18 protein-coding genes are annotated in these 17,057 nt (G+C 67.0%); 7 read left to right on the top strand and 11 right to left on the bottom strand.

What is annotated here, in order from left to right; translation table 11 throughout:
- Window positions 1-7: 7 nt before the first annotated feature.
- The 4 genes from B4F19_RS08420 to B4F19_RS08405 are packed head-to-tail and all read right to left on the bottom strand — an operon-like array spanning window position 8 to window position 4,472.
- Window positions 8-1,882, bottom strand: coding sequence for a cytochrome b (locus tag B4F19_RS08420; protein ID WP_292734131.1), 1,875 nt, complete (start codon window positions 1,880-1,882; stop codon window positions 8-10).
- Complete coding sequence (locus B4F19_RS08415) at window positions 1,879-2,958, bottom strand: ubiquinol-cytochrome c reductase iron-sulfur subunit (RefSeq protein WP_292734128.1); 1,080 nt, start codon at window positions 2,956-2,958, stop codon at window positions 1,879-1,881. Before B4F19_RS08415 ends, B4F19_RS08420 begins: the two co-directional genes overlap by 4 nt.
- Window positions 2,959-2,999: 41 nt before the next feature.
- Window positions 3,000-3,803: a c-type cytochrome gene (locus B4F19_RS08410; RefSeq protein WP_228178621.1), complete on the bottom strand. Its 804-nt coding sequence runs from the start codon at window positions 3,801-3,803 to the stop codon at window positions 3,000-3,002.
- A gap of 24 nt (window positions 3,804-3,827) precedes the next feature.
- The gene (locus B4F19_RS08405) at window positions 3,828-4,472 is read right to left on the bottom strand and encodes a cytochrome c oxidase subunit 3 (RefSeq protein WP_292734125.1); all 645 of its coding nucleotides are present in this window, start codon (window positions 4,470-4,472) and stop codon (window positions 3,828-3,830) included.
- Between the two features lie 103 nt (window positions 4,473-4,575).
- On the opposite strand from B4F19_RS08405, the gene trpD reads away from it, so the two are divergent.
- The 4 genes from trpD to B4F19_RS08385 all read left to right on the top strand — a co-directional run bounded on the left by trpD (window position 4,576) and on the right by B4F19_RS08385 (window position 8,958).
- Window positions 4,576-5,637 (top strand): anthranilate phosphoribosyltransferase, encoded by a 1,062-nt coding sequence (gene trpD / locus B4F19_RS08400; protein WP_292734122.1) that lies wholly within the window; start codon window positions 4,576-4,578, stop codon window positions 5,635-5,637.
- A gap of 140 nt (window positions 5,638-5,777) precedes the next feature.
- Window positions 5,778-6,272, top strand: coding sequence for an aromatic ring-opening dioxygenase LigA (locus B4F19_RS08395; protein ID WP_292728003.1), 495 nt, complete (start codon window positions 5,778-5,780; stop codon window positions 6,270-6,272).
- 154 nt (window positions 6,273-6,426) lie between these two features.
- Window positions 6,427-7,419, top strand: coding sequence for a PHP domain-containing protein (locus tag B4F19_RS08390; protein ID WP_292734183.1), 993 nt, complete (start codon window positions 6,427-6,429; stop codon window positions 7,417-7,419).
- Window positions 7,420-7,662: 243 nt separating this feature from the next.
- The gene (locus B4F19_RS08385; protein WP_292734119.1) at window positions 7,663-8,958 is read left to right on the top strand and encodes a CynX/NimT family MFS transporter; all 1,296 of its coding nucleotides are present in this window, start codon (window positions 7,663-7,665) and stop codon (window positions 8,956-8,958) included.
- Here the strand turns inward: B4F19_RS08385 and B4F19_RS08380 are convergent.
- From B4F19_RS08380 to B4F19_RS08370, 3 genes are all read right to left on the bottom strand, one after another.
- Window positions 8,930-9,856, bottom strand: coding sequence for a 5'-3' exonuclease (locus tag B4F19_RS08380; protein ID WP_292734116.1), 927 nt, complete (start codon window positions 9,854-9,856; stop codon window positions 8,930-8,932). The genes B4F19_RS08385 and B4F19_RS08380 overlap by 29 nt on opposite strands.
- Window positions 9,857-9,906: 50 nt before the next feature.
- Window positions 9,907-10,383 carry a hypothetical protein gene (locus tag B4F19_RS08375; RefSeq protein ID WP_292734114.1) on the bottom strand — a complete coding sequence of 159 codons (477 nt, stop codon included), beginning with the start codon at window positions 10,381-10,383 and terminating at the stop codon, window positions 9,907-9,909.
- Between the two features lie 332 nt (window positions 10,384-10,715).
- The gene (locus B4F19_RS08370; protein WP_292734110.1) at window positions 10,716-11,267 is read right to left on the bottom strand and encodes a hypothetical protein; all 552 of its coding nucleotides are present in this window, start codon (window positions 11,265-11,267) and stop codon (window positions 10,716-10,718) included.
- Between the two features lie 135 nt (window positions 11,268-11,402).
- Between B4F19_RS08370 and B4F19_RS08365 the strand changes: the two genes are divergently transcribed.
- Together B4F19_RS08365 and B4F19_RS08360 are read left to right on the top strand one after the other, a co-directional pair.
- Window positions 11,403-12,080, top strand: coding sequence for a response regulator transcription factor (locus B4F19_RS08365; RefSeq protein WP_228178629.1), 678 nt, complete (start codon window positions 11,403-11,405; stop codon window positions 12,078-12,080).
- A complete protein-coding gene (locus B4F19_RS08360) occupies window positions 12,077-13,063 on the top strand; it encodes a sensor histidine kinase (protein WP_292734108.1) in 987 nt (328 codons plus the stop codon). Before B4F19_RS08365 ends, B4F19_RS08360 begins: the two co-directional genes overlap by 4 nt.
- Here B4F19_RS08360 and B4F19_RS08355 read toward each other — a convergent pair.
- From B4F19_RS08355 to B4F19_RS08345, 3 genes are read right to left on the bottom strand one after another with little or no spacing between them, the layout of a single operon-like run.
- Window positions 13,038-13,847 (bottom strand): FAD:protein FMN transferase, encoded by an 810-nt coding sequence (locus B4F19_RS08355; RefSeq protein WP_292734104.1) that lies wholly within the window; start codon window positions 13,845-13,847, stop codon window positions 13,038-13,040. The genes B4F19_RS08360 and B4F19_RS08355 overlap by 26 nt on opposite strands.
- Window positions 13,844-14,380 (bottom strand): FMN-binding protein, encoded by a 537-nt coding sequence (locus B4F19_RS08350; RefSeq protein ID WP_292734101.1) that lies wholly within the window; start codon window positions 14,378-14,380, stop codon window positions 13,844-13,846. The genes B4F19_RS08355 and B4F19_RS08350 overlap by 4 nt, the downstream gene beginning before the upstream one ends.
- 23 nt (window positions 14,381-14,403) lie before the next feature.
- Window positions 14,404-15,876, bottom strand: a complete 1,473-nt coding sequence (locus B4F19_RS08345; RefSeq protein WP_292734098.1) for a ferredoxin reductase family protein — start codon at window positions 15,874-15,876, stop codon at window positions 14,404-14,406.
- A 75-nt stretch (window positions 15,877-15,951) separates the two neighbouring features.
- Here B4F19_RS08345 and B4F19_RS08340 point away from each other — a divergent pair, with 75 nt between their 5' ends.
- Complete coding sequence (locus tag B4F19_RS08340) at window positions 15,952-16,389, top strand: YchJ family protein (protein ID WP_292734095.1); 438 nt, start codon at window positions 15,952-15,954, stop codon at window positions 16,387-16,389.
- Window positions 16,390-16,420: 31 nt separating this feature from the next.
- On the opposite strand, the gene B4F19_RS08335 is transcribed toward B4F19_RS08340, so the two are convergent.
- A complete protein-coding gene (locus B4F19_RS08335) occupies window positions 16,421-16,996 on the bottom strand; it encodes a beta-class carbonic anhydrase (RefSeq protein ID WP_228178635.1) in 576 nt (191 codons plus the stop codon).
- Window positions 16,997-17,057 lie beyond the last annotated feature (61 nt).

The following is a 17,057-nucleotide window of genomic DNA, read 5'->3' as shown; positions in this document are numbered from 1 at the left end:
TTCGGGACTACTTCGTGTCGCCGCTGGGGTGAACGTCGTCGTCAGGATCGACATCCGTGTTCGACGTGCCCTTATCGGCAGCCGTGTTCTCCACGACCTCGTCAGTGACGATCACGTTCGTCGGGCGCACAGCCGTCTCGGACTGCTTGCCGTCGGTGATCGGGTGGTGCGGAGCATCCGGAACCCCGGCGCGCTCGTGCATCGCCTGGATCTCGGCATCCTCCTGCTCGGCGATGTGGTCGAGCTCGTGGTGCTGGTGCGAGAGCGCCTCGTCGACCTCGGCCTGCGTGACAGGAGCGAGGCGGTCTTCGAAGAACCAGCGCGACAGCGAGGCACGGAAGTTCTGGTGCCACGGAATCTGCCCACGCGAGTTCGGACGAACGACCAGCGGCTCGTAGGTCTCGAAGTCCACGAGCTTCCAGCGCTCGTACTCGTCAACAGGCTGGTGGACCTCGATGTACTCGCCACCGGGGAGGCGGACGATACGACCGGACTCGTAGCCGTGCAGCGCGATCTCACGGTCCTTCTTCTGCAGCGCAATCGCGATGCGCTTCGTGACGAAGTACGCGATCACCGGACCCACGAAGAGCAGAGCCTGCAGCGTATGGATGACACCCTCCATCGTGACCCAGAAGTGGGTCGCGATGATGTCGGAGGACGCTGCTGCCCACAGCACGGCGTAGAAGGTGACGCCGGCGGCGCCGATGGCGGTGCGTGTCGGGGCGTTGCGCGGACGCTGCGCGATGTGGTGCTCGCGCTTGTCACCGGTGATCCACGCCTCGATGAAGGGGTAGAACGCGACCAGGGCGATGAAGAGCACCAGCACCGTGATCGGCAGGATGATGTTCCACGACCAGGTGTGATCCCAGAAGACCGTCTCGAGGTGCGGCGGCACGAGACGTAGCGCACCGTCGGCGAATCCGATGTACCAGTCAGGCTGGGTACCCGCAGACACCGGCGAGGGGTCATAGGGACCGTAGTTCCAGACCGGGTTGATCGTGAAGAGGGATGCGATCAGCACGATCACACCGAAGACGATGAAGAAGAATCCACCCATCTTCGAGGCGTACACCGGGAGCATCGGGTAGCCCACGACGTTGTCGTTCGACCGGCCGGGGCCGGCGAACTGCGTGTGCTTGTTGATGATCATGAGGATCAGGTGTGCCGCGAGCAGCGCGACCAGGATCGCCGGCAGCAGCAGGATGTGCAGCGTGTACAGGCGTCCGACGATCTGCATGCCGGGGAACTCGCCGCCGAACAGCAGGAACGAGGTCCAGGTGCCGATCAGCGGGATGCCCTTGATCATGCCGTCGATGATTCGGAGGCCATTACCCGAGAGCAGGTCGTCGGGGAGCGAGTAGCCGGTGAAGCCCTCACCCATCGCGAGGACGAACAGCACGAAGCCGATCATCCAGTTCAGTTCGCGGGGCTTGCGGAACGCGCCGGTGAAGAACACGCGCAGCATGTGCACGCCGATACCGGCGATGAACACGAGCGCTGCCCAGTGGTGGATCTGGCGTACGAGCAGGCCGCCGCGGATGTCAAACGAGATCCGCAGGGTCGAGTCCAGCGCTGCCGACATCTCCACGCCACGCATCGGGATGTATGCACCCGTGTAATGGGTGGGAACCATCGATGCTTGGAAGAAGAACGTCAGGAACGTCCCCGAGAGGAGGACGACGACGAAGCTCCACAGGGCGATCTCACCGAGCATGAACGACCAGTGGTCGGGGAAGATCTTGCGGCCGAGCTCTTTGACCAGACCCGAGAGGCTGGTGCGCTCGTCGAGGTAGTTCGCGGTGGCGCCGACGAATCGGCCGCCGAGCGGCTTTTCTCTGGAGGTACCGACGGCCGTCTCGTCAGTAGCGGTGGCGGTGCTCAACTGCGCTCCCAGAAGCTCGGGCCGACGGGTTCGGTGAAGTCGCTCTGCGCGACGAGGTAGCCCTCGTCATCCACCTCGATGGGCAGCTGCGGCAGCGGGCGGGCAGCGGGGCCGAAGATGACCTTCGCGCCGTCTGAGACGTCGAACTGCGACTGGTGGCAGGGGCACAGCAGGTGGTGCGTCTGCTGCTCGTAGAGAGCCACCGGGCAGCCGACGTGGGTGCAGACCTTGGAGTAAGCGACGATGCCGTCGTACGACCAGGTCGCCCGCTCAGGTGTTTCGGTGATCTGCTCGGGCAGCATGCGCACCAGCAGCACGATCGCCTTGGCCTTCTCTTCGAGGTAGCCCTCTTCGTGGCTGAGTTCGGCGAGCGGCTCGGGGATCACGTGCACCGCCGAGCCGAGAGTGACCTCGGATGCCTTGATCGGCGTGCCCTCGGGGTCCTTGGCCAGACGCATGCCGGGCTTCCACATGGTGTGGCTGAGGAGGTACACCGGGTTGCCCGCGTTGGGGCGCTCGGGAGTGTTCTCGGGGGCAAGACCACGGAAGAGGGTGATCGCCGGAAGGATCGAGGCGATCAGGGCCGCGAAGAGGCCGCCGCGGATGACGGTGCGTCGTCCGAATCCTGACTCCTCGTTGGCGGCTTCGAAGACGGCTACGGCGCCGGCACGCGTCGCGTCGGTGCCACGAGTGGGGTGGCGGGCCTCGGTGTGCTCCTTGTCGGACATCACCGCCTTGGACCAGTGGATCGCGGCGACACCAATAGCCAGCAGCGCGAGGGCGATGCCGAGGCCGATGAAGAGGTTGTTGTCGCGGATCGCCGGGATCTCGCCGCTCTCGATCGGGAAGATCATGTAGGCGGCAACTGCCCACAGCGACCCGGCTACCGAGATGTAGAAGAGCGTGTAGATCGTGCGGACGGCGCGCTTCATCGCCGCCGGGTCCTTGTCGGTCATCCGCTCACGGTGCGGCGGAAGCTCGGGGTTACGCACGGGGTCGGTGACGGCGACGGCCGTTCCCGACGAGGGCTGGTACGACGCCCTGTCGAGGCCGTGCGGGTCGTCCTCGTGTGCCATGGTGCTCCTCTAGCGTCTTGCTACGTATTCGGTATGCGGGGTCAGTTGGATTTCGCCGTGATCCACACGGTGATGCCGATCAGGGTGCTGATCCCGAAGATCCAGATGAACAGACCCTCAGCGACCGGTCCGAGCGACCCGAGCTTGAATCCACCGGGGGACTCGGTCTGCTGGATGTACAGCAGCGACGAGATGATGTCTCGCTTGTCCTCGTCGGTCAGGTACATGTCGTTGAACACCGGCATGTTCTGGGGGCCGGTGACCATCGCGGCGTAAATGTGCAGAGCGCTGACCTCGGTCAGGGCGGGAGCGTACTTGCCCTCGGTCAGGGCGCCACCGGCGCCGGCGACGTTGTGACACATTGCGCAGTTGATGCGGAACAGCTCAGCTCCGCGTGCGACGTCGCCTTCACCGTCGAGGATCTCGGGGTCCGGGAAGTCGGGACCGGGAGCGACGGACTGCACGTAGTTGGCCATCGCGAGGATCTGCTCGTCGGTGAACTGCACCGGCTTCTGGGGGGCCTGGGGACCCTGCATCTGCAGCGGCATCCGGCCCGTGCCGACCTGGAAGTCGACGGCGACGGCGCCGACACCATAGAGCGAGGGGCCGTTCTCGGTGCCCTGCAGGTCAAGGCCGTGGCAGGTGGCGCAGTTGGCCTGGAACAGCTTCTTGCCGTCCTCGATCGTCAGGCTGGTCGCCGTGGCGGTGTCGGGTTCGGTGGCTGCCATCGCAGCGGAGGCGCCCGCGTAGACGCCGCCCGTGATGAGCAGTCCGATGCCGATCAGTGCGGTCGCTGCCCAGGGGCTCCGGCGGCCGGTCGAGCGGCGCTTGGTCTGTCGTGCCATGAGGGTGATTCAGCTCCGCTCGGGTTACTTGAGGAAGTAGATGACGAAGAACAGGGCGATCCAGACCACGTCGACGAAGTGCCAGTAGTACGACACGACGATCGACGAGGTCATCTCCTTGCGGCCGAAGTTCTTGACCGCGAAGGCGCGTCCGATCACGAGGAGGAAGGCGATGAGGCCACCGGTCACGTGCAGGGCGTGGAAGCCGGTCGTCAGGTAGAACGCCGAGGCGTACGCGTTCGCCTGGATTGGCATCCCTTCGGCGACGAGCTGGGCGTACTCCCACACCTGGCCCGACACGAAGATGGCGCCGAGAGCAAAGGTCAGCCAGAACCACTCGACCATGCCCCAGCGGTCGCGGAACCGGTTGGTCTTGACCGTGTACGGCTGGAAACGCTCAGCGGCGAACACACCCATCTGACAGGTGACGGATGAGAGCACCAGGATCGTGGTGTTGACCGCAGCGAACGGGACGTTCAACAGCTGGGTCTCTTGGGCCCACAGGTCGGGGGAGGTGCTTCGCAGTGTGAAATAGATCGCGAAAAGGCCGGCGAAGAGCATGACTTCGCTGCCGAGCCACACGATGGTTCCAACTGCGACCGGGTCGGGTCGCTTGACCGACCGCATGGCCTGGGAGTACGTCGCTGAGCTGGTGGTCACATTCTTCATTATGGCTGAAGATTTGCCTGAGGTTTCGCATGAGCCACCACTGATGTGAGGTGGTTTGCGACTTAGGCGCACCTCAGTTGCCCGCCCCGCTACGCTCGGAGCCATGACCCAGCAGCCGTCCTGGTCCTCGATCATCAGTGCGCTCCTCGAGGGCGAGGACCTCAGCGTGTCGGAGTCGACGTGGGCGATGCGTCAGATCATGGCGGGGGAGGCGACGCCGTCACAGTTGGCAGGATTCCTCATCGCCCTGCGCGCCAAGGGCGAGACCGTAGACGAAATCGTGGGTTTCCGCGACGCGATCCTGGAGGCCGCGTTGCCGCTTCCGGTGGATCCTCACGTTCTGGACATCGTCGGAACCGGTGGTGACCGCCACCGCACCGTGAACGTCTCCACGACGGCCTCGATCGTCGCGGCGGCCACGGGAATCCCGGTCGTCAAGCACGGGAACAAGGCGGCGAGTTCGGCATCCGGGTCTTCCGATGTGCTGTCGGCTCTCGGCGTCGATCTGCGGCTGAGTCCGGATGCCGTGGCCGAGGTCCTCGACCGGGCGGGCATCACCTTCGCGTTCGCCGCCGCGTTCCACCCGGGTTTCCGACACGCCGGGCCTACGCGCGCCGAGCTCGGGGTCCCCACGGTTTTCAATTTCCTCGGCCCGCTGTGCAATCCCGCCCGTGCCGAGGCCAATGCGGTGGGGGTTGCGCACCTGGACCGCGTGCCCCTCATCACCGGCGTGTTCCGCACGCGCGGCGCGACAGCGCTGGTGTTCCGCGGCGACGATGGGCTGGACGAACTGACCACCACCGGACACAGCCGCATCTGGGAGGTGTCGCGCGGCGACATCCACGAGCACGATCTCGATCCGCGGGATCTCGGCATCCCGCTCGCGACCCTCGACGACCTTCGCGGGGGTGCGCCCGACCACAACGCCGAGATCGTTCGGCGTGTCTTGGCGGGAGACGCTGGGCCGGTGCGTGACATCGTGCTGTTGAACGCGGCGGCGGGGATCGTGGCGTACCGGCTGTCACAGGATGCCGCGCAGGCACAGCTGCCGATCGTGGAGCGCCTCCGGGATGCGCAAGCGGATGCCGCTGCGGCCATCGACTCGGGTGCGGCTGCGGCAAAACTGCACGCGTGGGCCGAGGCGACTGCCGCGCTCGCACCCTGACCTGGGCCATTCACCGAATTTCTCGTCGGGGGACCTACGTCACTGTCCGTAGGCCGACCGGCTTCGTAGCGTGGATGTCGACGGTGAGATACACCGCCGAATCCCCCCCGACGATGCATGTCCCTGAAGGAGAAATCGCCATGTCCGCCACCGACACAGCCAGCGCCGCTGATACTGTTCAGGCGCCTGCCCGCAACCTCGGTCTCGTGAAGGTGGTGGGGATCCTCGGCATCGTCGGTGGTGCCCTGCTCATCATCGTGGGCATCGTCGTGTGGGCTACCGTCTCGAGCCAGTTGCGCGCCGAGAACATCACGATCCCCGAAGATGCGATCGCCTTCCAAGGCCAGACCGTTGCCGGTCCCTTCACCGCCTACGTGCAGGCCGACATCATTCAGCGCCACGCCCTCGAGGCATCCGGCGGTGCCACTTACGCCGAACTCGACCGCGAAGATCCGGTGCGCGCGACCATGATGAACGCGTCGTTCCTGCGGGCATCCCTCTTCACCTCGGTCGTCAGCTTCGGTGTCTCCGCATTCGCCATGGGCATCGGTGTGCTCTCGATCCTGTTCGGCTGGGCCCTCCACCGCCTCGCCAGCGCCCCAGTCGTCGTCAAGCGCGCGGGCGTCACCCCCTGATGCTCTGAACCTCGCCTACCGGAGGTAGGACTTCTCCCGGGCGTAGGTCGATCGCGACAGCAATCGACCTACGCCCGGGATTTTGCCTACCTGCAGAAGGCGATGCGCGCGGTCGGTGGGGCGTGTCAGGCTGGGCGGCATGAGCGAGCCGGAGCTGCAGCCGTACGACGCGCTGATCGAGATCGCCCTGCTTCTGGAGCGCGAGCGGGCGATCCGCTACAAGGCGAAAGCGTTTCGTGCTGCCGCCGCAGCGATCGAGGGGCTGGATGCCGCGCAGCTGGCCGACACCGCGGGGCTGCGGCGCCGGAAGGGGATCGGCGATTCGACCCTCGCGGTGATCGTCCAGGCCCGGGAGGGGCGCGTGCCGGACTATCTCGCCGAGTTGCGGGAACGGGCCGGCATCCGGCCCTCTGCGCTCAGCGCGCTGCTGCGCGGCGACCTGCACAGCCACTCCGATTGGTCGGACGGCACGACGCCGATTGCGGCGATGGTGAAGGCCGCCCGTGAGCTCGGGCGGGAGTACCTCGCGCTCACCGACCATTCGCCCCGGCTTCGGGTGGCAAACGGCCTGTCGGCGCAGCGACTGCGGGAGCAGATCCCGATCGTGGAGAGCTTCCGCGACGATCGGTTCACCCTGCTCACGGGCATCGAGGTCGACATCCTCGACGACGGCGGGCTCGATCAGCAGGATGACCTGCTGTGCTCACTGGACATCGTCGTGGCATCAGTGCACTCGAAGCTGCGGATGGATCGCGGCCCCATGACGACACGGATGCTGCGCGCAGTGCGAAGCGGCAGGATCGATGTTCTGGGGCATGTGACCGGCAGGCTGGTCAGCGGCCAGCGGGGGACGAGGCCGCCGTCGGAGTTCGATGCGGATCGCGTCTTCGATGCGTGCGCGGAACACGGTGTTGCTGTCGAGATCAATTCGCGTCCCGAACGCGAGGATCCGCCGGATGAGCTGATCGCGCTCGCCCTGGCGAAGGGATGCCTGTTCTCGATCGACTCCGACGCGCATGCGCCGGGTCATCTGTCGCTGCTGGATTACGGCGCCGAGCGGGCGGAGCGCGTCGGGGTTCCGGCTGACCGGATCGTCACGACGTGGCCGCTGGCGCGCCTGCAGGAGTGGACCGCCACGCGGAGGTGAGCGGGCGCGACGTCAGTTGCAGGTGCAGAGCTGATCTTTGGGAACACCGGCGAGGGCCTGCTCGACGTGCATGCCGCAGCCGGTCCAGGTGATCTTGCCGCACGAGGAGCAACGAATCTGAGAGCACATGGGAGATGTCCTTCCGGGGTCTGTGACGGTCTATGTTCAAGGATACCCCTAGGGGTATGAATGATGCAACGTGCGTGACGCGGGAAGCCGATAACGCGACCCTAGACTCGACGGGTGGCTTCTGACCGACGCATCGCTCCCGGTGCCGCCGGAGGAGCCGCCGGGCTCGTCATCGCCGGCATCCTCGTCGCCGCGCTGAGTCTTCGCGGACCCATCGTCTCACCGACACCTGTGCTGCGGCAGATCGAAAGCGATCTCGGCATCGGTGCGGCAACGGCCGGATTGCTCACGACCGCGCCTGTGCTGATGTTCGCGCTGCTGACCCCGGTGGCAGCTCTCGTCATCCGTCGCGCCGGGGCGGAGCTCGCGCTCATGATCACCCTCACGGGGGTGCTGCTCGGCACCTTCCTGCGTGCCGTTCCGGGCTTCGGATGGATGCTCGCCGGAATGATCGTGATCGGCGCGTCCATCACGGTCGGAAATGTGGTCATCCCCGTCATCATCCGCCGTGATGTCGTGCCCGAGCGGGTAGCCCTGGTCACAGCTGCTTACGTCGCCATGCTCAACGCGGGATCGCTGCTGACGTCACTGTTGACGGTGCCGATTGCCTCCGTGATCGGATGGAACCTCGCGTTGGTCGCGTGGTCGGTGATCACGATCGCCGGGATGCTGCTGTGGGGCCTGCATCTGCGCCGGGCTGCCGCGCGCGGGGAGCTCTGGGGCGAGCGGTTCTCGGGCGCACAGCGTCCCGCCGTGGCATCCGTGGCCGACCGTGAGGCCGACACGCTGACCGGCCCGGTACCGGTGCCGCTCGGGAGAGGGGCGACGCAGGGTGTTTCGATGTTCCGGAACCCGATTCCGTGGATGCTTCTTCTGGCGTTCGCGGGGCAAGCTGCCGTGTACTACGGGTTCGCGACTTGGCTGCCCACACTCATTGCGGACGATCTCGGTGTCAGCGCAGCAGCAGCGGGAGGCTTGACGGCGTTCTTCCACGGGGTGGCCGTGGTGGGAGCCTTCGTGGTTCCGCTGTTGGCGCGGTTCACACCGCGGATCGTTCCGGCGATCGCGATTGGCACGTCGTGGATCTTGCTGACGCTGGGCATGATCATCGCGCCCGAGTGGGCCGCGGTTTGGCTGAGTTTCGGGGCCATCGGACACGCCGGCGGCTTCGTGGTGATCTTCAGCACGATTGTCGCGATCGCTCGTTCGGACGCCGAGGCTGCCGGGATGTCTGCACTGGTGCAGGGCGGGGGCTATGCGGCCGCGGCGCTGGCTGCACCGGCGATGGGGGCCCTGCACGAGGTGACCGGCGGGTGGGATGCCGTGCTGCTGGCATCCCTCGTCGTCGTGCTCGCCTACTGTGTGCTGCTGGTGGCGGCCGTCATCGTGTCGTGGCGAGCACCTCGATGACCCGCGAGACCGAAGTGCCGAGCGCCCAGGTTTCGGCGAGGGTCACCGCCGCTGCACGCTGATCGTCGTCGAGCGGTCGCAGGTGCGTGTCAGGCGCGGGAAGGTCGAGATCGCGGACGACTTCGACGACCGTGGGCGCGACCTCGAGGTAGTCGAGCCCCGCGGTGATCTTGGCGCGAACGCCGGCCGACATTCCCTCGCCGCGCTCGGCGGCGCCGATGATGCCGGCAAGGTCGCCGTGCGCAGCGAGGAGCGTAGCGGCCGTCTTCTCGCCGATGCCGGCTACACCCGGCAGCCCGTCGGAGCTGTCGCCGCGAAGCGTCGCGAAGTCGGCGTATTGGCTGGGCAGCACTCCGTACTTCGTCACGACGGTGCGGTCGGTGACCAGCTCGAGGTTGCTCATGCCGCGCGCCGTGTAGATGACACGGATGCTGCGCTCATCGTCGACGAGCTGGAAGAGGTCGCGGTCACCCGTGACGATATCGACGGGCATCGTCGCCGTGGTGGCGAGGGTGCCGATGACGTCATCGGCCTCGTGCTCGGCGGCGCCGATGATCGTGATCCCGAGGGCGGACAGTGCCTTGCGGATGAGCGGCACCTGCACCTCGAGGGGATCCGGGACCTCCTCGACATCCGGGGCGCCCGTGACGACCTCGACGACGCGGTGCGTCTTGTACGACGGGATGAGATCGACCCGCCATTGGGGGCGCCAGTCGTCGTCCCAGCAGGCCACGAGGTGCGTCGGCTCGTAGGTTGTGACGAGTTTCGCGATCATGTCGAGAAATCCGCGAACCGCGTTGACCGGCATCCCGTTCGGCGCCTTGACCGTGTCGGGTACGCCGTAGAACGCCCGGAAATACAGCGACGCGGAGTCGAGCAACATCAATCGTTCTGCCACGCGCCCATCCTGGCATGCGCCGCCGACGATGCGAGCGGCCGACGGAGGGCTCAGCAGCCGGGGCCGGTGGGGTTCTCGGCGCAGGTGCGGTCGACCAGGGCCGTCCGGACCTCGAGAACCTCGAGGGTGTAGGGCGGAGCCGGGGCATTGACGTAGCCGGGGACCGGGCGCCAGCCGCTCCCGAAGTCGACGTCAGCCGAGTACTGCAGCGTGAGGGACACGGTGTACGTCCCGCGCTCGCGATAGACGTGGCTCGTTGACGTCGGACTGAACTGGGGGAGTCCGAGCGACGCCCAGGTGGCACCGCCGGTCGTTGTCCGCGCGCCCGATCCGTCGCCGTAGTCGAAGACGTAACCGGCCGGTCGGAACCTGACTGTCACGTCCCACCCGAGCAGCGGGCCGGTGAGGGTGTGCGTGGATGCTCCGGCCACGATGTTCGTGGGCGTTCCGACGACCCCGAAACCGGCGGGCTCGCCACCGAGGCTCGGACGCGCCGGAACGAAACTCGCGAGATCTTCGATCGTCACGTCCGGATACGTGACCACTGTGTAGTTGCCTCGGCATCCCACGATGGGGCACTCCTCAGCCGGGGCTGCATGGTCGGTAGAGCCCGTACCGCCGCTACTCGAGCCGCTGGATTCGCCATCGCCCTGCGAGCCGCCCGCGTCGCCGTTTCCGTACCCACCAGAACCCGGCTGATTCGCGCTGCCACCAATGTCGACCTGGCTCCCGTCGTTCGAGACGCTGCAATTGCCCTGCCAAGGAGATCCGCCAGCACAAGCCGTTGACGCAGCGACGCTGGCCACGCTTGTGAACGTGAGGCATAGGCCCATCAGTAGGCCGACGGCGCCAGCCCGGATTACGGGGCGCATTCGCTTGCGTCACCGCCATCGAGCGACTGGATGACAGCTCCCGTGGGGGTGTCCGCTGGAACCACCTTTATCGCTATGGCCTGTATGTCGGGACGGTCGGGGTCGACGACGGAATTGCCTTCGGCATTGTCGAGTGTGACGGCGGACACATCTAGGCAAGCAATCGCAACACCGACATCATCGGGCCGGTCGCCACCCGCAGGAGACTGAACGGAAACGATCTTGCTTTCGCCGGAGACGCGCCATCCGTCGGCGTGCATTTGTGAGAAAGATTCTCGAGCTCCCGCATTCGCATCGCCCATGGTCCAGCGATAGACCTCCTCGAACGTCGAGGGGTCGCTGAGATCAACCTGGTTCAAGGCATCCACGTACGCCCGGTAGGTGGCTTCCGCGGCAGCGAATGCTTCCTCCTCGGAAGCGAACCCGGTGGGCGTCGGGGCGGGTGACGGATCAGTCGGCCCACAGCCGGCCAGCGCACCGACACCGAGCATCGCGGCGATCACGATCGACGCGGCTCGAAACGGACGGCGGCGGTTCATGTCCACCACGGTAGCCCGCGGCATCCGTCGGAGCGGCACTATCCACAGTCCACGATTCCCGCGCCCGGTTGGGGAGGATCCCCGCGCTCCAGCAGACGGATAGGTCTGCGCGCTAGCGTTGGCTCGGGAGGCATCATGCCGTACGACAGCGGGCCGCACGCCGACGTGCTGTACGTCGAAGACGATCAGGACGTCGCCCAGATGACGATCGAGGTGCTTTCGGAGTTCCATACCGTCGTTCACGCGGCAGACGTCGCGTCGGCTCGGTCCCGCGCCCTGCAGCAGCGATTCGACGTGATGGTTATCGACCGGCGGCTTCCCGGCGGCGACGGAATCGATCTGGTTCGCGCGATCCGCACCGCTCGCATTACGACGCCCATCCTGCTGCTGACCGCCCTCGGCGCCGTCGATGACCGGGTCGAGGGTTTGGATGCCGGCGCCAACGACTACCTCGTGAAACCATTCGACTACGGTGAGTTGCTCGCCCGCATCCGGGCTCTCGTGCGCGGCTACCGTGCAGAGCAGCACCGCCGCACGCTCGGCGAGTGGGTGTTCGTCCCCGAGTCCCAGGCGCTGTACGGGCCGTCGGGCGGCCGGGTCGCGCTCACCACGACCGAGACCGCGTTGCTGGATGTGCTCAGCGCCAGCCCCGAGCACGTGTTCAGTCGAGAAGAGATCCTGGGTGCCGTGTTCCACGAGGGTGATACGCCGGGGTCGGTCGACACGTACGTCCACTACATCCGGCGCAAGTCGGTTCCCGAGATGATCGAGACGGTGCGCGCTCGCGGCTACCGGGTCGGGCAGCCGTCATGACCACTCCGGAGGCTGCCGACCGGCGTCGCGTGCAGCGGGCCGCCTTCTCGGTGGGGGTGTGGGTTGCTGCGGTGTCGGCGATCGTCGTCGCGCTCGGTGTGTCGGTCTTGGTTGCCGTGATCTTGCTTCGCGCGCGTGTCGAGAACAACGAGCACGCAACGCCCTTCCCCGGCGGCCATCGGGGGTCTGACGATGACCTCGTGGTTGACGTCGACCGGGTGCTGCCGTGGGTGATCGGCCTCGGCATCCTGGGCGTGCTCATCCTGTCGCTGATCGCATGGTTCGCTGCCCGCCGCGCCGTGCAGCCGCTGGGCGAGGCGCTGCGGCTGCAGCGGAACTTCGTGGCCGACGCCAGTCACGAACTGCGCACGCCGCTGACGACCCTGACCAGTCGCATCCAGATCGCGCAGCGTCGGCTGGAACGCGGCGGAGATGTCGCCGAAGCTCTCGATCAGCTGCGCTCCGACGCTGACGCAATGAACGACATGCTCACCGATCTGTTGATGGCGGCCGAGGGTAAGGCTGAGACGACTGCTGTCTCGCCGGTCGGTGATGCGATGGATGCCGCGGTCTCCCGCCTCCGGCCGCTCGCGGATGACAGCGCGGTGTCGCTCGAGGTCTTCTCGAGCGACCGGGCGGTGCGGATGCCGCTTCCCACCCTGACTCGCATTCTGATGGCTGTCATCGACAATGCGATCCAGCACAGTCCCCGGGGAGCGACGGTGACGATCGCAGCTGCAACCGCCCGCGACGACGTGGAGATCCGCGTCAGCGATCACGGCAGCGGAATCGACTCGGCCGACGCGGAGCGCATCTTCGAGAGGTTCGCCCGTGGGTCTGAGACGGGCAGGCGTCGCGGGTTCGGACTCGGGCTCGCGCTGGTGCGTGACGTGCTGACTCGCTATTCGGGCCGGATCGAGGTCGAGTCGACCTCACCGAGCGGCACGACCTTTCTCATCACGCTGCCGAGTGCTCGCGCGTGACCACCGCCACCTCCGTCGTGCCCAGCCACCGGCGAACGCCTCCGTCATCGGTCACCGTCATGCCCGACCGCGAGCGCGCCGCTGAAACCCACGACAGGTCGTCGCCGCCCACAACTGCGACGGTTGCCCAGAGGTCTGCCTCGGCCAGGGAGTCGGCGACGACCGTCGCGCTGCGCACGCCGGTCGCCGGCTCGCCGGAGCGTGGGTCCAGGATGTGCACACCCCGCTCAGCTGTCCCCGAGGTCGCAACCGCGCCATCGACCACGTCGATGATCGCGAGAACCTCACCGGCGCGGTGCGGGTCGGCGATGCCGATGCGCCAGACCCAGTCGCTGCCCGCGGCGGTGCCGAGCTGCATGTCACCGCCCGCGTTGATACCGATCGCTGTCGCGCCGTTTGCGGCCAGGAGTGGCAGAAGGTGCATCCGTGCCGCCCGCTCGACCGCCCACCCTTTGACGTAGCCGGTCGGGTCGAACCAACCGCGCCAGGTAGCCGAGAACCGGCCGCCAGAGCGCTGCTCGGCGTCCAGACACGCCGCGGCGACCTCGGCAACGAGCGGATGCGCATCGTCGAGTGTGATCTCACCGCGGCGGAGACGGCTGATTTCCGAGTCCTCGCGATAGGTCGAGAAGATTCTGTCTGCCTCGCGAAGCTCGTTGAACGCACGAGCCACGGATGCTGCGGTCTCGGCATCCTTCACGAACGCGGTGGTGCCGTAGGCGTGGACCGAGACGACAGTTCCCATGATGGTCTGGACCCAGACGCGAGGCTCGTCGGAACTCATTGCTGTGCCTGATCCAGCGCGCTCTGGAGGGACTGCGTGTACCCCTGGCTGGTGTAGGTGGCGCCCGAGACCATGCGGATCGACGCACTTTGCGCGCTTGTCGTCTCGGAGATCAGCACCGGCAGTGCGCGGGCATTGATCTGCTGATCCTCGCGATTGCTGTTCGGGTACTGCGGCACCTGGACCTCGGTGATCACGCCCCCGCTGACCGTGATCTGGACCTGCACGTTGCCGTAGCGGGTGCGGACCGCATCGCCCGTGTATGTGCCGTCGGCAAGGCCGCTTGTGTTCTGTTGCGTGGTGGTCGTCGACGGGGACGGCGATGCCGAGGGGGTGGATGTTCCGGTCGAACCCGAGGCGTCAGCTGAGCTCGATGACGTCGACGCTGGCGCCGGGACGGTTGTGGTGCTGCTCGTGGTGCCTGCCGTGTTGTCGGCGGCGACCGGCATGACGGCCTCAAGCGAGGTGCGGTAGCTGAACAAGAGGACCACGCCGCTCAGGGTGGCAAGAAGTCCGTAAACGATGCGCTTCATCGGAGGCTCCGTGGTGCGAGGGGTTAGACGGTGAAGGACTCGGAATGGATGCGGGTGCGGTGAACACCCGCGGCTCGCAGGTCGTGCTCGAGGGCCTTCATCCATGGCGCGGGGCCGCAGAGGAACACGTCGTAGTCCTCGAGGTCGGGCGCGAGATGGCGCAGCGCATCGGAGCCCGTCCACGCGGCGTGCGAGGCTGGCAGCCACGAGGATGCTGTCCGGGCGCGGGGACCCGGAAGCGGGATGTGTCGGAGGCCTCGGTGCGCGACGAGCGTGCCGATCGCTTCCGTGCGCAGCGCTGCCTGTGTCGAGTGGTCGCGGGTGACCAGCGTCGCCTCACCGGGCGCGTAACCCTCGGCCTGAAGCAGAGAGACCAACGGCGCGACTCCGGCTCCCGCGCCGATCATCAGAAGCTTCGAGCCGGTGCGGGCATCGCCAGTCATCGTGCCGTACGGGCCCTCGAACAGGACGGGGGTGCCGGGTGTGAGGCGCGCCAGACGCGCGGTGCCGTCACCGACGATGCGGGCAGAGATCGTCAGGCTCCTGCCGTCGGGGGCTGCAGCCAACGAGAACGGATTGGCCCGTGATGCTCCCGGGCCATTCAGGAAGCGCCAGATGAAGAACTGGCCCGCGCGGGCGCCCAGGCGATCCAGCCGGCGCCCCGTCATGGTGACCGCAACGCCGCCCACGCCATCAGGACGAACGTCGGCAACCCGCACCCGGTGACGCAGCGAGCGCGCGAGGGGGACCAGGATGCGGAACACAACGATCGCTGCGGCGCTGACAGCCCATAGGCCCCACCAGTAGGCGGTGGCGACGGGGGAGAAGAGGAAGTCGGCGCCGGTCCACAGCTGGTGGGGCAGCGCCAGTCCGACACCCAGGTAGGCGTACAGGTGCAGCAGGTGCCAGGACTCGTAGCGCAGCTTCGCTCGCGCACGACGCATCGAGGTGATCGCGACGAGGATGATGAGGATCGTGCCGGCGGTTGCGAGAAGCATCCCCGGGTAATCCCACACGAACTCCCAGAGCTGGACGACGATGTTGACATCGGCCGCTGCCGCGTACCCCAGCACCAGGAGTGCGATGTGGGCGAGCATCAGCGCGAAAGACCAGAAGCCGACGAGTCGGTGCATCCGGGTGAGGCCATCACGGCCGAACCCGCGCTCGAACAGGGGGATACGCGCAAGAAGGATCACCTGGTAGAGGAGGAGGTTCGACGCGACGAGCCCGGTGAGGCGGCCCAGGCTGTTCAGTGCCGCCGCGTCGAATCCCCACAGGTCCTGGATGCCGCCGCCGGCCACCCACAGAGCAAGAACGAACAGGCTCGTCAGCCAAATGACGGCTGTCGCAGCGACATTCCATGCCCGCCGGGCAGAGCGCCCCCGACGGCTGCCGCGCACGCTGGTGGTCGCCCGCGGTGAGGTAAGAGGCTGCGGGAGCCGCGAAGAGGGATGCGGTGCCGTGACGGTGGTGCGAGACGGGGTCGCCGTGGTCATGGGGACAGCGTGGTGGCCGGTCTCTGAGACTGCTCTAAGGAAAGCCTCCGCGCTCGCGGTTCATAGACTTCTCACATGAGTTTCGGATCCGCGGCACAGTCGGGCATCCGTCGCCCGGCCGACCAGGATCCCTGTCTCTGCGGCAGTGGCAACGTCTACGGAAGGTGCTGCGGACCGCTGCACCGGGGCGAGGCGGCGCCGAGCCCGGAACGGCTGATGCGCTCGCGGTACAGCGCGTTCGCGCTCGGTGACGCTCGCTACCTCGCCGACACCTGGCACCCCCGAACGCGGCCCGAGCGGATCGACATTGACCCCGACGTGCACTGGGTCGGACTGCGCATCCTGGACGCCCCCGCGGTCGGTGCCGGGACCACCGGCGGCATCGTCGAATTCCGGGCGCGCTGGCGGCACGGCGCCGAGGCGGGGGAGCAGCACGAGCGCAGCCGGTTCCGCCTCGCTGCCGGCCGCTGGTGGTACCTGGACGCGGAAACGGCCGGCTCCGGCATCCTGTAACGGATGCCAAGACCGGCCGATCCGGTTGTCCTCAGGACGCTGCGCCTGCTGTGGTCGCTGCCGGCACCTCGATGAGGCGACCGGTGCGGACGTCGTAGACATAGCCGTAGACCGGGATGCGCGCCGGGACGAGCGGGTGGGCCTTGATCCTGGCCACATCGTCGACGACGGCCTGGGCCTGGTCGCTGATCGTGAGCCAGTCGATGTATGCGGCCTCGGCGGAGCCGGGGCCGGTGCCGACGTCCACGAAGCCGTCGGCGCGCAGCTCGGCGGTCTCGAGGGAGTTCGCGAGCAGTCCGCGGATGACCTCGTCGGTGAAGAACTCCATGCCGCAGTCGGTGTGGTGGATGACGAACCACTCCTTCGTGCCCAGCAGCTTGTACGAGATCACGAGGGACCGGATGGCGTCGTCGGACGCGCGTCCCCCGGCGTTACGGATGACGTGCGCATCGCCTTCGCTGAGCCCGGCGTACTTGGCGGGGTCCAGCCGGGCGTCCATGCAGGTGAGGATGGCGAAGCCGCGCGCGGGCGGCAGGGCGAGATCGCCCTTGTCGAATGCGGTTGCGTAGGACTCGTTGGCCTCGAGCACCTCGGACAGAACTGACATGACACTCCTCGGGTGGGTGGGACAGCACCACGCTAGGTGTACTGCCCAGGCAGGTTGTTTG

The sequence above is a fragment of the Microbacterium sp. UBA1097 genome (genome assembly GCF_002313585.1).
Lineage (GTDB): Bacteria > Actinomycetota > Actinomycetes > Actinomycetales > Microbacteriaceae > Microbacterium.
Note: the sequence above shows the minus strand (reverse complement) of the source record. Positions and strands in the feature narration are given on the sequence as shown.